13 protein-coding genes, 1 tRNA gene and 1 riboswitch are annotated in these 14,350 nt (G+C 70.4%); of the genes, 8 read left to right on the forward strand and 6 right to left on the reverse strand.

Annotated elements, in window-relative coordinates; genetic code table 11:
- Positions 1-1,354 (reverse strand): DUF6600 domain-containing protein (locus tag ABFC67_RS00360; protein ID WP_346736053.1); only part of this gene is annotated, 1,354 nt, incomplete at its 3' end.
- 206 nt (positions 1,355-1,560) lie between these two features.
- Here ABFC67_RS00360 and ABFC67_RS00365 point away from each other — a divergent pair.
- The 7 genes from ABFC67_RS00365 to ABFC67_RS00395 all read left to right on the forward strand — a co-directional run bounded on the left by ABFC67_RS00365 (position 1,561) and on the right by ABFC67_RS00395 (position 7,899).
- Positions 1,561-1,634 (forward strand) — tRNA-Gly (locus ABFC67_RS00365).
- 67 nt (positions 1,635-1,701) lie between these two features.
- Positions 1,702-2,583 carry a 30S ribosomal protein S6--L-glutamate ligase gene (gene rimK / locus ABFC67_RS00370; RefSeq protein WP_346736054.1) on the forward strand — a complete coding sequence of 294 codons (882 nt, stop codon included), beginning with the start codon at positions 1,702-1,704 and terminating at the stop codon, positions 2,581-2,583.
- 125 nt (positions 2,584-2,708) lie between these two features.
- The gene (locus ABFC67_RS00375; RefSeq protein ID WP_346736055.1) at positions 2,709-3,194 is read left to right on the forward strand and encodes a hypothetical protein; all 486 of its coding nucleotides are present in this window, start codon (positions 2,709-2,711) and stop codon (positions 3,192-3,194) included.
- Positions 3,195-3,350: 156 nt separating this feature from the next.
- On the forward strand, positions 3,351-3,725 hold the full coding sequence (locus ABFC67_RS00380) for a BlaI/MecI/CopY family transcriptional regulator (protein ID WP_346736056.1): 375 nt from the start codon (positions 3,351-3,353) through the stop codon (positions 3,723-3,725).
- Entirely contained in the window at positions 3,725-5,503 is a 1,779-nt protein-coding gene (locus ABFC67_RS00385; protein WP_346736057.1) for a TonB family protein, read from the forward strand. Before ABFC67_RS00380 ends, ABFC67_RS00385 begins: the two co-directional genes overlap by 1 nt.
- Positions 5,504-5,930: 427 nt before the next feature.
- Complete coding sequence (locus ABFC67_RS00390) at positions 5,931-6,620, forward strand: response regulator transcription factor (protein WP_346736058.1); 690 nt, start codon at positions 5,931-5,933, stop codon at positions 6,618-6,620.
- Complete coding sequence (locus tag ABFC67_RS00395; RefSeq protein ID WP_346736065.1) at positions 6,604-7,899, forward strand: HAMP domain-containing sensor histidine kinase; 1,296 nt, start codon at positions 6,604-6,606, stop codon at positions 7,897-7,899. The genes ABFC67_RS00390 and ABFC67_RS00395 overlap by 17 nt, the downstream gene beginning before the upstream one ends.
- A 431-nt stretch (positions 7,900-8,330) precedes the next feature.
- Here the strand turns inward: ABFC67_RS00395 and ABFC67_RS00400 are convergent, their stop codons facing one another.
- The 5 genes from ABFC67_RS00400 to ahcY form a co-directional block, all read right to left on the reverse strand.
- The gene (locus tag ABFC67_RS00400; protein ID WP_346736059.1) at positions 8,331-9,254 is read right to left on the reverse strand and encodes a branched-chain amino acid transaminase; all 924 of its coding nucleotides are present in this window, start codon (positions 9,252-9,254) and stop codon (positions 8,331-8,333) included.
- Between the two features lie 63 nt (positions 9,255-9,317).
- Positions 9,318-9,890, reverse strand: coding sequence for a DUF4124 domain-containing protein (locus tag ABFC67_RS00405; protein ID WP_346736060.1), 573 nt, complete (start codon positions 9,888-9,890; stop codon positions 9,318-9,320).
- Positions 9,891-9,927: 37 nt separating this feature from the next.
- Positions 9,928-10,779 carry a methylenetetrahydrofolate reductase [NAD(P)H] gene (gene metF, locus ABFC67_RS00410; protein ID WP_346736061.1) on the reverse strand — a complete coding sequence of 284 codons (852 nt, stop codon included), beginning with the start codon at positions 10,777-10,779 and terminating at the stop codon, positions 9,928-9,930.
- Positions 10,776-11,147, reverse strand: a complete 372-nt coding sequence (locus tag ABFC67_RS00415) for a four helix bundle protein (protein WP_346736062.1) — start codon at positions 11,145-11,147, stop codon at positions 10,776-10,778. Before ABFC67_RS00415 ends, metF begins: the two co-directional genes overlap by 4 nt.
- Positions 11,148-11,195: 48 nt before the next feature.
- Positions 11,196-12,623, reverse strand: a complete 1,428-nt coding sequence (ahcY, locus tag ABFC67_RS00420) for an adenosylhomocysteinase (protein ID WP_346736063.1) — start codon at positions 12,621-12,623, stop codon at positions 11,196-11,198.
- 19 nt (positions 12,624-12,642) lie between these two features.
- Positions 12,643-12,722: riboswitch (S-adenosyl-L-homocysteine riboswitch) on the reverse strand.
- A gap of 103 nt (positions 12,723-12,825) precedes the next feature.
- Here ahcY and ABFC67_RS00425 point away from each other — a divergent pair.
- On the forward strand, positions 12,826-14,350 hold a 1,525-nt coding region (locus ABFC67_RS00425), incomplete at its 3' end, for a phosphoenolpyruvate carboxylase (protein WP_346736064.1).

The following is a 14,350-nucleotide window of genomic DNA, read 5'->3' on the forward strand; positions in this document are numbered from 1 at the left end:
CGAGGCTGGCTTCGGTCGGCATGATCTGCGGACCACGGGCCAGCGGCGCGCGCGCGATGTCACCGGGGCGGATGTCGCGCACGCGCGCGCCACCCACCGGGCGGGCGCCGGCGAAGGTGTCGCGCGAGACCACGGTGACGGCGTGCGGCGCGCGCAGGTTCGGCGAGCGCGCGTAATCGTTGCGGCGGTCGGCCTGCAGGTTCACGTAGGTGTTGTTGATCACGGTCTTGTTGATCACCGTGACGTTGGTGACGTTGACGTTGGTGAAGTAGCGGCGGCCGCAGCGGTACGGCGGCACGTAGACGTCGCGCGGACCGAGCGGGAACCAGCCGACCGGGCCGCCGCCGCCGAAGCCGATCGAGAGATTCCATCCCGAACCGCCGACGAAGGCGACCAGCGCCGGCGCGTACACCGGGCGCACGTAGCGCGGCCCCGGCGCCCAGCCCCAGCGGCTGTCGACGTAGACCCAGCGGCCGTAGTGGAACGGCGCGAAGCCCCACGGCGCGTCGTCTACCCAGGTCCAACCCCACGGGTCGATCCAGGCCCAGTGGCCATAGCGGTAGGGCGCCCAGTCGTCGACCACGGTGGCCGGGAACCAGACGTGGCCGTACTCGCGGACCTCGGTCCAACTGCCGTAGTCGTCGAGGTCGTCGACGCCGACCACGTCGGCGGCGACGTAGCGCCGCGAGACGCTGTCGCCGATGCGGCGGTCGCGGTCGAAGCACCAGCGGTCGAACGCGTCCGGCTCGGGCAGGCCGGCGACGTCCACCCGCTGCAACTGCGGGTCGTCGAAGCGGTAGGACTGTCCGGCGCGCACCGGATGGTCGACGCCGCCCTGGCCGTAGACGGTGGCGTCGCCGTCGAACACGGTGACCATCGAGCCGTTGCCGTCGGGGGCGATGTCGACGCGGTATTCGCCGGGCCGCGTCACCACCAGGGCGAGCGTCGGCGTGTCGATCTCGTAGCGCTGCCCGGCGTCGATGCGGCCGACGCGCAGGTTGAGCGTGCCGCTGGACAACTCGACCTGGGCGACGTCGTCGTCGAGGGCGAGGAAATTGAAGGCGCTGCGCTGGCCGAGGCGCAACTGCGCGCCGCCCAGCTCCAGTACCGCCCGCGAGGCTTCGCCGCTGAGCAGGCGGTCGCCCTGCACGATCGGGCGGTTCAGGCTGACCTGGCCCCAGTCGTCGGCGCCGGACGGCGCGAAGCCGACGTCGCCATCGAGGTAGCTGAGGCGCGCCACGCGGTCGGGCGGATCGATGTCCGTATCGATCTGCGCCCGCGCCGGCATCGCGGTCAGCGCGAGCGCGCACAGCGCGCCGTACCAGGCCATCCGCAGCACAGACATCGCGTTCATATCGCCTCCGTAGGCCGCCCGGCGCACGGGCGCGGGGACGGGCCGGGTCGGGCGCGGTCGCGCCGGGGTCCGGCGACGCCATCACAGCGCAGCCGCGCTGAATGCGGACTGGACGGCGCCACGCCGCCACGCCGGCGTTCAGCCCGCGTCGCCGGCCGCGCGGCGCGTTGCCAGCGGCAGGGGCTGTGGCTAACATCGCCGGGCCGGCGGGTGTAGCTCAATGGTAGAGCTGTAGCTTCCCAAGCTACTGACGAGGGTTCGATTCCCTTCACCCGCTCCACCCCCTTCCTGTCACGCATCGGCGACCGGCGGCAGCGGCGCGACGGCACGCCGTTTCCGGAGCGCGCATGAAGATCGCCATCCTCTCGCGCAATCCGCGCCTGCATTCCACCGCGCGCCTGGTCGAGGCGGCACGCTCGCGCGGTCACGTCGCGCGCGTGCTGGATCCGTTGCGCTGCTATATGCGCATCGCGCCCGGCGCGTTCGCGGTGCACTACAAGGGGCGCGAGCTGACCGGTTTCGATGCGGTCGTCCCGCGCATCGGCGCCTCGATCACTTTCTACGGCACCGCGGTGGTGCGCCAGTTCGAGCTGATGGGCGTGTACACGCCGAACGGCTCGGACGCGATCCTGCGCGCGCGCGACAAGCTGCGCTGCCTGCAGTTGCTGGCCGGCGAGGGCCTCGGCATGCCGACCACGGTGTTCGGCGACAACCCCGACGACACCGCCGACCTGCTGGCGATGCTGGGCGAGCCGCCGCACGTGATCAAGCTGAACGAGGGCGCGCAGGGGCAGGGCGTGGTGCTGGCCGAGAAGCGCTCCGCCTCGCAGAGCGTGATCGAGGCGTTCCGCGGCATGTACGCCAATTTCCTGGTGCAGGAATTCATACGCGAGGCCAACGGCCGCGACCTGCGCTGTTTCGTGGTCGGCGGCAAGGTGGTCGCGGCGATGCAGCGCGAGGCTTCGCCGGGCGACTTCCGCTCCAACCTGCACCGCGGCGGCAGCGGCACGCGGGTGCGCCTGAGCGCCGCCGAGCGCGCCATCGCGCTGCGCGCCGCCGAGGTGCTGGGGCTGGAGGTGGCGGGGGTCGACCTGCTGCGCTCGGCGCGCGGCCCGCTGGTGCTCGAGGTCAACGCCTCGCCCGGCCTGGAAGGCATCGAGGCCGTCACCGGGGTGGACGTGGCCGGGGCGATCGTGGCCTACCTGGAGCGGCGGGTGGGCGGCGCGTGACGACGAAACGAGTAGTACGAAGGTCATCGTTGACAGCGTCCATGGCCTGTGCCTAGGATCGGCCCGACGACGCTGGCGGTGGGCGCGGCGTCCGCTTTCAATTACCGGGATCAAGGGGATTGGTCATGAAATTCGGCAAGGTCTTCGCTCTCTTCGGTGTGCTGGCGGCGCTGCAGATCGGCAGCGTGTTCGCCGCGGACAAGATCGATGTGGTGGTCAAGGGCGACACCAAGGACAACTTCGAGGCGGTCGCCGCCGCCGTGCGCAAGCAGATGGAGCCGGGCGGGTATTACCAGTACATCCACGGCGACGAGCGCGGGTTGGTCGAGGAAAAGCTGAACGACATGGCGGCGCTGTTCGAGAATCACCCCACGATCGACCAGATGAGCGCAGACCAAAAGCGCCAGCTCGCGGACGACCAGGAGGCGATCAACGCGACCCTGACGCAGAGGGACAGCAGGCGCAAGGTCTGCGAGAACGTCCGGCCGACAGGTTCGAACATCTCCCGCAGGGTTTGCAGGACTTACGGCGAGATCGAAAGTGAGCGGCAGGACGCGCGGCGATTCATGCAGGACGTCAGCAACTCGCCGCAGTTGCAAAAGGGAGGGTGAAAAGCGTTATCCAGCTCCGGACACACCTCCGAACGGGAAGAACCAGACGGGCAACCGACGGGTCCAAGGCGCCAACGTCCCCACGCATGCAGTATCGTGCGCCGGCCGGCATCGCATACCCGAGGAGCGAGCGTGAAAGCACGACCTGATCGGGGTTTGCCCAAGCCCACAGAGGCCGAGCTGGATATCCTGCGCGTGCTCTGGGACCGTGGTCCGTGCACGGTTCGGGAAGTCCATGAGGCGCTCTACCGCGACCATGGCGCCGGTTATACGACCGCGCTGAAGCTGCTGCAGGTGATGCACGGCAAGGGACTGGTCGTGCGCGACGACTCCCAGCGCGCGCACGTGTTCCGCGCCGCGCTCAGCAAGGAGCGCACCCAGAAGCGCTTCCTGGCCGACATCGTGCAGCGCGTGTTCGACGGATCTTCCTCGCAGCTGGTGCTGCATGCCTTGGGCAGCCAGCAGGCGACGCGGGCGGAGATCGACGAGATCCGCGGCCTGCTGGACCGGCTGGACGAGGAGGCGAAGTGATGGACGCGCTGGTCGCGCCGTTCGCCGATGCCGTGCGCGTGCTTGGCTGGACCCTGCTGCACTTCTTGTGGCAGGGCGCCGTCGTCGGAATCCTGTACGCGCTTGTTCGCACGCGCGTCCCGCGCGGACGCGCGCGCTACGCGCTCGGCCTTGCCGCGCTGGTCGTGCTGGCACTCTGCCCGCTGCTGACCGGCTGGCGGCTGCTCGGCGGCGCCGGCGATGCGGTTGCCGCGACGGACGCGATGGCGTGGGTCGATGGCGCGGCCGTCATCGACGCGGTGCCCGCGGCGATCGCCTGGCGTGGCCTGTTGGGCGCGGCGCTGCCGTGGCTGGTCGTGCTGTGGGCGGTCGGCGTGCTGCTGCTGACCCTGCGCGCCTGGCTGCACTGGCACCAGATCAAGCGTCTGCTGCGCGAAGCCTCGCCGCTGCCGGCGTGGGAGGCGCGCCTGCGCGAACTGAGCCGGCGACTCGGCCTGCGACGGCGCGTGCGGCTGCTGTGCTCGCGACGCGTCGCCACGCCCACGCTGATCGGTTGGCTGCGGCCGGTGATCCTGCTGCCGGCCGCGGTCGCGCTCGGTTTTCCGGTCGCCCAGGTCGAGCTGATCCTGGCCCACGAGCTTGGCCACGTCCGCCGCTGGGACCATCTCGCCAACCTGTTCCAGTTGGTGCTGGAAATCGTGCTGTTCTACCACCCCGTGGTGCACTGGATTTCGCGGGACGTGCGCAACGAGCGCGAGATCTGCTGCGACGAACTGGTGCTCGACGTGACCGGCGGCAGCCGCCGCGTGTACGTCGAGGCGCTGGCCGATCTCGAGGGCTTGCGCGACGGCCACCACGGGCTGGTGCTGGCGGCGAGCGGCGGCGTGCTGGTCGAGCGCGTGCGCCGCATCGCCGGCATGCCGATGGCCGGGGGCGCGGTGCGCCCGCAGGCGCGATTCGTGGTCGGGCTGCTGGCGGCGCTGCTGGCCGCGACCGCCGCCCATTACCAGCTTGCGCGGCTCGACCAGGCGCGCCTGGCCGGCATCACGGCGGCCATCGCGCGCATGCGCGCGGTGCTGGCGCCGCAGCTCGCGCCGCCCGTTACGGTCGTCGACGGCAAGATCGCCGATCTCGTGCCGAGATCGCTGCCGTTGCCGCGCCTGCGCCTGCCGGCGCTGCAGAGCATTGCTGCAGATGCGGCTCCGCTGCCATCGAAGGCGCTGCCGGTCGCCGCGTCGCCCGCCGCGTCGCCCTCCGCGCCGCCGTCCATGGCGCCCACGGCCGCCGTCCACATCGCGTCGGCCGCGTCGCCGCTGTCCGTCGACACGCCGGCGTCGGTCGCGGCCGGTGCTTCCGTGCGCGTGGCGCCGGCACCCCTGTACCTGGCGCGGCCGGCGTATCCCGAGGACGCGCTCGCCAGAGGCGTCGAGGGCGAGGTCGAGTTCGAGTTCGCGCTTGCCGAAGACGGCACGGTGCGCGACGTGCGCGTGGTCGAAGCGAGCCCGCGGGGGCAGTTCGAGGCCGCTGCGCGGCGCGCGCTGGAGCGTTCGCGGTTCTCGCCGTCGGCTTCGGCCGCCGCCGGGCAGCGCTATCGCCGGACGTTCGTGTTCAGCCTGCGCCCGCAGGCCGCGCCGCGGTCCGAACAGTCTCAGATGTCCACCCGCGGCGAGGGGGAGGCGCAGAGCGGCTGCCGCGTCGTCACCGGCTCGCACATCTGCCGGCGCCCCGACGACTTCGGTCCGGCGTTCCAGCCGGAGGTTTACGGCGCCGCACGTGGGATGCCGGTGACCCAGCCCTAAGCGGACGCGTTCCGCGCTTCGTCACGCCTTCATGTGCCGGCCGCAGTCGCGGTCCGGCACGCGGGGCGTGCTGCTCGGAGTTCGAGTCCAGAACCCGCGTGACCGCGCGCACGGTTAACGAATCCGTGAACGCCGTTTAACGCCGATTTAAAGGCCCTCCCCCTATAACGATCCGCACTGTAGTCCTGCTCGACACTCCTAGGTCAGGTCAGGTGACTGGCAGATTACGGTAATCGGGGCAGTAGCTTTAGGCCCGAGCGAGGTGGGTTCCCCCAATGGCACCTCCTCGGGCCTTTTTCTTTGCCCTGCGCCACCTTGCCCCCCTCCCGTCTGAAGTGCCGCTGGCCGCCGCGCAGCGTCGTCGGCCACGGCGGGCCCGAATCCCGTTAAGCTTTCGTCCCGGGCAGCGTCCCAAGGGAGCGCAGCGATGCGAGTGCTGGTAATCGAGGACAACAACGACATCGCCACCAACATCGGCGACTACCTCGAGGACCGCGGGCACGTGGTGGACTTCGCCGGCGACGGCGTCACCGGCCTGCACCTCGCGGTGGTGCACGACTTCGACGTGATCGTGCTGGATCTGACCCTGCCGGGCATGGACGGTCTCGAGGTCTGCCGCAAGCTGCGCCAGGAGGCGCACAAGCAGACCCCGGTGCTGATGCTGACCGCGCGCGACGCGCTGGAGCAGAAGCTGACCGGCTTCGAGTCCGGCGCCGACGACTACATGACCAAGCCGTTCGCCCTGCAGGAACTGGGCGCGCGCCTGGAAGTGCTGGCGCGCCGCGGCAAGGGTCCGCAGAGCCGCGTGCTCAAGGTCGCCGACCTCACCTACAACCTCGATACCCTCACCGTCACCCGCGCCGGCCAGCCGATCCAGTTGAACCCGATCGGCCTGAAGCTGCTGCAGGCGCTGATGGAGGCCAGCCCCTCGGTGGTCACCCGCCAGGACCTGGAGCAGCGCGTGTGGGGCGAGGAACTGCCCGACAGCGATTCGCTGCGCGTGCACATCCACGGCTTGCGCGCTGCGATCGACAAGCCGTTCGACAAGCCGCTGATCCACACGCGCCACGGCATCGGATACCGCATGGTCGACCCGGATGCTGCAATCCCGGCGTAAGCTCCGCAGCCGCATCTTCGTTTCATTCGCGCTGTTCGGGCTGGCGCTGACCTCGCTGTTCGCGGCGGCGACCATCTACATGCGTGCGCGGCTGGAAGACCAGCTGATCAACAACACGCTGCAGCGCGAAGTCGAGAACTTCGTGCAGTTCAAACAGGCGCATCCGGAACCGGACGCACTGTGGAAGCTGTCCACCTTCGACGCGCAGATCTACAGCGCGCGCAAGTTCGCCAACGTGCCGTTCGCCTGGCAGCGCTACGGCACCGGCGTGTACGACATCCGCGACTTCGGCGAGGGCGGCAAGCTGCGCCCGTACAAGCTGGCGGTGTACAAGGACGCCGGCTACTGGGCGTTCCTGCGCCTGGACGTCAGCACGCAGCGGTTGAGCGAGCGCCAGTTGATCACCGCGCTGGGCTTCGCGGTGCTGATCTTCGCCGGTCTGTCGATGCTGATCGGACGCTGGCTGTCGTCGCGGGTGATGAGTCCGGTCAGCGACCTCGCGCGGCGCCTGCGCGCGCTGCGCCGCACCGGCCAGTTCGAGCCGCTGGCGCCGCACTTCGCCGACGACGAGGTCGGCGAGCTGGCGGCGGCGCTGGACGACTACGCCCAGCGCCTGACCGAGCTGGTGCAGCGCGACCGCGAGTTCAACGCCGATGTCAGCCACGAATTGCGCACGCCGCTGGCGGTGATCGCCACCACCACCGAGCTGCTGCTGAACGCGCCCGACCTCAGCGACAAGATGCGCGACCGCCTCAAGCGCATGGAGCGCGCCTCGCGCCAGTCGACCGAGCTGATCGAGGCGCTGCTGCTGCTCTCGCGCGCCGAGCGTTCCGGGCCGATCGACGGCGAGAGCACCGACATCGCCCGCGTTTGCGCCGACGTGATCGACAGCAACCGCCCGCATCTCGGCGGCCGTCCGGTCGAGGTCGACCTGCTCGTCGAGTCGCCGTTGGCGGTGAATGCGCCGTCGTCGGTGGTGGCGGTGGCGCTGAACAACCTGATCGGCAACGCGATCAAGTACACCCCGCAGGGCGAGGTGGTGGTGCGCGTGCAGGATGGCCGCGTGCTGGTCGAGGACACCGGCCCCGGCATCAAGGCCGAGGACGCCGAGAAGCTGTTCCAGCGTGGCGTGCGCGGCGAGAGCGCGACCGGCAAGGGTGCCGGCCTCGGCCTCGCCATCGTGCGTCGGCTGTGCGAGCTGTACGGCTGGGGCGTCAGCCTGCGCCCGCGCGAAGGCGGCGGCGCGGTGGCCACGTTGGACTTCCAGCCGCGGCGCTGACTCCCTCGCCGCGGCCGGTTTTCGTTCCTCGCCTCGCCGTTTGCGACAGTTCCTGCGACGGAGTCCTTGCACGCGGAGCGACGCGGGCGAGCCCGGATCAGGACCAGGCTCTATCGGTGTTCATCCGCGTCGATCCGTGTCCGGGATCCTTGAACGTCCACGGATCGGCTGGCGTGCACGCTTCATATGGTGCTGAAACGCAGCCATGGCGCCCGGCATCGAACACTGCCGCGCCTTCCCGCGGGCTGGCATCGTGCCGAACCTGGCGCCGGGCCCCGACACCTTCCACGTCCTCGTGCGCAGCGGCGCGGCTGATTCGCACGGCCGCACCGCAGGGTGCGGGGTAGGGGGCCTAGGCCCCCCATCGCAACGTCGCCGCAAGAAGCAGTGGTGGGCCAAGGCCCACCATGCACACTGCTCGCAGCGTGCGCTCAGGCGTCCAGCGGCTCCAGCCAGCCGTAACGGTCCGGCGTGCGGCCGTCGAACAGGCCGAAGAACAATTCCTGCATGCGCCGCGTCAGCGGGCCGGCCTTGCCGGCACCGATCGGCTTGCCGTCCACCGAGCGGATCGGCGTGATCTCGGCGGCAGTGCCGCACATGAACACCTCATCGGCGAAGTAGAGGTATTCGCGCGGCATGTCGCGCTCGACCACGGGAATGCCGGCGTCGCGCGCCAGCGTCATCAGCGAATGGCGGGTGATGCCGTGCAGGATCGCGCTCGCCACCGGCGTGGTGTGCAGCGCGCCGTCGAACACCAGGAACAGGTTCTCGCCGGCGCCTTCGCTGAGCAGGCCGGTCGAGGCCAGCGCGATGCCTTCGCCGAAGCCGAGCCGGCGCGCCTCGCGCGCGATCAGCTGGCCGGAAAGGTAGTTGCCGCCGGCCTTGGCGCCGGCCGGAACGGTGTTGGGCGCGAAGCGCTGCCAGCTCGACACGCAGGCGTCGATGCCCTGTTCCAGCACGCCGTCGCCGAGGTAGGCGCCCATCGCCCACGCCGCTACGGCGACGTCGGTGGGCGTCTCCGCCGACAGGCCGAAGCCGCCGAGTCCGCGGAACGCGACCGGGCGCAGGTAGGCCTTGTCCAGCCCGTTCTTCTGCACCACCGCACGGCTCGCGGCGGCGAGCTGCTCGAGCGTGTACGGCATGGCGATGTCGTACACCTTGGCCGAGTGGAACAGGCGCTTGAGATGGTCGGTCAGGCGGAAGATCGCCGGGCCCTTCGGCGTGGCGTAGCTGCGGATGCCCTCGAATACCGACGAGCCGTAGTGCAGCGCGTGCGCCATCACGTGCACGGTGGCGTCGCGCCACGGCTTGATCTCACCGTTGTGCCAGATCCAATCGGGATACGTCTGCGCCATCGTGTGTCCTCCGGGCCAAACCTGCGCATGATAGCAGTCGACGGCGCACCCGCGTCGGCGCTGTCAGAAGCGCAGCCACCAGCAGCCATCGCGCCGCGCCAGCGGAAAGCGCACTTCATGCGGCGCGGGCGTGCCGTCGGCATCGCCCGTGCGGCGCAGCAGCAGCGCCGCCGCGCCGTCGGCGGGCGGCGCGGATGCGCTGGCCGTCGGCGCCGGCGCCGCGTCCTCCAGTTCCAGGCCGGGCAGCGGGCCGTCGACGATCGCGGCCAGCTCGCGCAGGTGCGCGCGCGCCGCCGCACCGTCCAGGCCGTTCCACAGGAACAGCGCGGCCAGCCGATTGGGATCGCGCGCCTCGATCGCCGCCGCGGCGCGCATGCGCACGTCCGCCGGATCGGCGGGGCAGAAGCCGTGTGCCTCGGGTGCGATCGGGATCGCGCCGGCGGCGGCCGCGCTGGCGCCGGCGGCGGGCAGCTGCAGCGCGCGGCAGGGTTGGCCCGAGAACACCGGCTCGCCGCTGGCGCCGATGCAGCGGTAGACCGGCGCGTCCTGCGCCCGCGGCGCGGGCGCCGCGAATGTGCCGACGAGGGCGCCGACGAGGGTGCCGACGATCAGCCGTGCTGGCGCGCCGTGCCGCATCCGCCGAGCGTAGTGCGCGGCGGCACGCGGCGCCAGTTCAGGCGAGCCGTGCCAGCACGGCCTGAGTCGGCCTGGCCAGGTTCAGCGTGTAGAAGTGCAGGCCCGGCGCGCCGCCCTCGAGCAGGCGCCGGCACATCGCCGCGACCACGTCGGCGCCGAATTCGCGGATCGCGTCGGCGTCGTCGGCGTAGGCCTGCATGTTCTTGGCGATCCAGCGCGGGATCTCGGCGCCGCACTGTTCGGAGAAGCGCCGCAGTTGGGCGAAGTTCGCGATCGGCATGATGCCGGGCACGATCGGCACGTCGACGCCCATGCGCCGCGCGGCGTCGACGAAGCGGAAATAGGCGTCGGCGTTGAAGAAGTACTGCGTGATCGCGCCGTTCGCGCCGGCGTCGATCTTGGCCTTGAAGTGGGCGAGGTCGGCGTGCGCGTGCTCGGCCTGCGGATGGCATTCCGGATAGCAGCCCACCTCGATGTGGAACCAGCCGCCGTGCTCGGCGCGGATGAAGGCGACCAGCTCCGAGGCGTAGCGGAAGTCGCCGCTGCGCGCCATGCCCGACGGCAGGTCGCCGCGCAGCGCGACGATGCGGCGGCAGCCCATCGCCTTGTAGCGCGCCAGCAATTCGCCCAGCTCGGCGCGCGTGCCGCCGACGCAGGAAAGATGCGGCGCCGCTTCCAGCCCGTGCACGTCGCGCAGCCGCTGCACCGTCTCCGGCGTATAGGAGAGCGTCGAGCCGCCTGCACCGAACGTCACGCTGACGTACTCCGGCGCATGCGCCTTCAGCTTCGCCGCCGTGCGGTCGAGCTGCGCGCGCTGCTCGTCGGTCTTTGGGGGGAAGAATTCGAAGGAAATGGGAGTGGGAATTGGGAAGTGGGAAGTGGAATTCACGCGCGTTTGCCCCCGGTTTGCTTCGAACTGATGAGGCCATTGAGTTTGACGAGAACCGATTCCATCGCAGACCGGAGTCCATCGTCATAGCCCAAGTAACCCACGTCCTGGCCGAGCCAGAGTTGCGTGTCCAGTTCCATCAGGAAACCACGGGCGATCTGCAGGAAGCGTACATACTCTGCCTTGCTGCCGCGCGCGGCACCTTCGGCAATATTGGAAGGAATACTGGTCACCGCGCGTCGGATCTGACTTTGCAGACCGTACCGCTCCTTTTCCGGCATTCCGTCGGTGACCAGATAAACCTGCCGGACGAGCCGCATGGCTTCCTGCCAGACTACCAACCGGTAATGTCCAGGCTTCAATGCCATGCGGCTTTCCCACTCCCTACTTCCTACTCCCTACTTCCTGCTCTCAGGTCAGTAGCGGTAGTGCTCCGCCTTGTACGGCCCCTCCACAGGCACGCCGAGGTAGGCGGCCTGCTCCGGCGTCAGCCGGGTCAGCTTCACGCCGATCTTCTCGAGGTGCAGGCGCGCGACTTCCTCGTCGAGCCGCTTCGGCAGGCGGTAGACGGTCTTCTCGTAGACGTCCTTGTTCTTCCACAGGTCGATCTGCGCCAGCGTCTGGTTGGAGAACGAGTTGGACATCACGAAGCTCGGGTGGCCGGTGGCGCAGCCGAGGTTGACCAGGCGGCCTTCGGCGAGCAGGAAGATCTCGCGGCCGTCGGCGAACTTGTAGCGGTCGACCTGCGGCTTGATGTTGGTCTTCGCCACGCCCGGCGCCTTGTTCAGGCGCTCGACCTGGATCTCGTTGTCGAAGTGGCCGATGTTGCAGACGATGGCCTGGTCCTTCATCTTCGCCATGTGTTCCAGCGTGATCACGTCCTTGTTGCCGGTGGTGGTGACGTAGATGTCGCCGCGGCCGAGCGTCTCCTCGATCGTGGTCACCTCGAAGCCTTCCATCGCCGCCTGCAGGGCGTTGATCGGGTCGATCTCGGTGACGATCACGCGCGCGCCGAAGCCGCGCAGCGAATGCGACGAGCCTTTGCCGACGTCGCCGTAGCCGCACACCACCGCGACCTTGCCGGCCACCATCACGTCCATCGCGCGCTTCAGGCCGTCGGCCAGCGACTCGCGGCAGCCGTACAGGTTGTCGAACTTCGACTTGGTCACCGAGTCGTTGACGTTGATCGCCGGCACCAGCAGCTTGCCCGCCTCCATCATCTGGTACAGGCGATGCACGCCGGTGGTGGTTTCCTCGGAGACGCCGCGCCAATCCTTGACCACGCGCGTCCAGAAACCGGGGCGCTCCCTGGCGACGCGCTTCAGCAGGTTCTTGATGATCTGCTCTTCCTCGGAAGACGCCGGCTCGTCCACCCACTTCGAGCCCTGCTCCAGTTCGTAGCCCTTGTGGATCAGCAGGGTGACGTCGCCGCCGTCGTCGACCACCAGCTCGGGGCCGGTGTCGCCGTGGGTGACGGCGTCCAGCGTGCAGTCCCAGTATTCCTCCAGCGTCTCGCCCTTCCAGGCGAACACCGGCACGCCGGCCCTGGCGATCGCCGCGGCGGCGTGGTCCTGGGTGGAGAAGATGTTGCACGAGGCCCAGCGCACCGAGGCGCCAAGGTCGACCAGGGTCTCGATCAGCACCGCGGTCTGGATGGTCATGTGCAGCGAGCCGGTGACGCGCACGCCCTGCAAGGGCTTCTCGGCGGCGTACTTGCGGCGGATCGACATCAGGCCCGGCATCTCGTGCTCGGCGATCTCGATTTCCTTGCGGCCGAACTCGGCGAGGCCGAGGTCGCGGACCTTGAAGTCCTGGCCGGGGGTCTGCTTGACGACTGCGTTCATGGCGTTTGCTCCGTTGGCTTGGCAGCGGGCGCCGTTGTGCAGGGAAGCCGCGCCGAGCCTGGCTCCGGTTCGCACGGAGTCGCAGCGCCCCTCGGCGGGGATGGGAGGGGCGGATTATATCGTTCCCTCCGGATGAAGAGATAGATTGCCGCGGTGGCGGTCGCAGGACGCGTTAGCCTAGGCTCCCCGCACAGGAATGCCCATGGAAGATTCCCGCGACCTCGGTTTCCTGCCGCACGACGCGCCGCTGCGCGAGGACGTGCGCCGCCTCGGCGCGATGGTCGGCGACATGCTCGCCGAGCAGCTCGGCCAGGCGTTTCTCGACGAGGTCGAGACGGTGCGCACGGCGGCGATCCGCCGGCGCGAGGCGCGCGAGCCGCCGGATGCGCTGGCCGGGCGCCTGGGCGGTCTCGCGCCGCAGCGCGCGACGGCGCTGACCCGCGCGTTCTCCACCTACTTCCAGATGGTCAACATCGCCGAGCGCGTGCATCGCATCCGCCGCCGCCGCGACTACCAGCGCGCCGGCGCGGCGCCGCAGCCGGACGGCCTGCACGACGCCCTGCTGCGCCTGCGCGAGGCCGGCGTCGGTCGCGACGAACTGGTCGCGTGGCTGCCGCGCATCGCGGTCGAGCCGGTGTTCACCGCGCATCCCACCGAGGCGGTGCGCCGCTCGCTGCTGGAAAAGGAGCAGGTGATGGTGCGCTGCCTGGTCGCCGACCTCGACGGCCGGCAGACGCCCGGCGAGCGTGCCGTGGGGCTGGCGCACCTGCGCACCGCGCTCACCGCGAGCTGGCAGACCGCCGAGTCTTCGCCGGTGCGGCCGAGCGTGCAGGACGAGATCGATCACCTCGGCTTCTACCTGGCCGACGTGCTCTATCGCGTGCTGCCGGTGCTCTACGAGACGCTGGACGACGCGCTGCGCGCCGTCTACGGCGCCAGCCTCGAACTGCCGACGCTGCTGCGATTCGGTTCGTGGGTGGGCGGCGACATGGACGGCAACCCCAACGTCGACGCCGGCACCATCGCCGCCACGCTGGCCGCGCAGCGCGCGCTGGTGATCGAGCGCTACGCGGCGGACGTCGCCGGGCTGGGGCGCCTGCTCAGCCAGTCGGCGGGGCGGGTCGAGGTCGATGCGGCGATCGGCGCGCGCACCGCGCACTACCGCACGCTGCTGCCCGAGGCGTTCGCGGCGATCCGCCCGCGCCATGCGGACATGCCCTACCGCGTGCTGCTGGCGTTGATCCATGCGCGCCTGCGCGCGACCGCCGCCGGCGACGGGCGCGGCTACGCGCAGGCCGACGCCTTCATCGCCGACCTCGCGCTGATCGCCGACAGCCTGCGCGCGCACAAGGGCGTCCACGCCGGCTGGTTCGCCGTGCGCCGGCTGCTGTGGCGCGCGCGCACGTTCGGCTTCCACCTCGCCTGCCTCGACGTGCGCCAGGACGCGCGCGTGCACGCGCAGGCGCTGGCCGCGGCGCTCGGCGATGCCGATTGGGAGACGCGCGACGCCGCCGAACAGGCGCCGCGGCTGGCGCCGTTCGCCGCCGGCGAAGCGACGCTGCCGCCGGCGGAGGATGCCGTCGGCGCGCGCCTCGACGCGGTGTTCGCCGCGCTCGGCACGGCGCGCGCCGCGCACGGCGATGCCGGGCAGGGACTGTATATCGTCAGCATGGCGCACAGCGCCGCCGACGTGCTGGCGGTGCTGGCGCTGGCGCGCCGCGCCGGCT

Source organism: Mizugakiibacter sp. (assembly GCF_039680435.1).
Classification (GTDB): domain Bacteria; phylum Pseudomonadota; class Gammaproteobacteria; order Xanthomonadales; family Rhodanobacteraceae; genus Mizugakiibacter.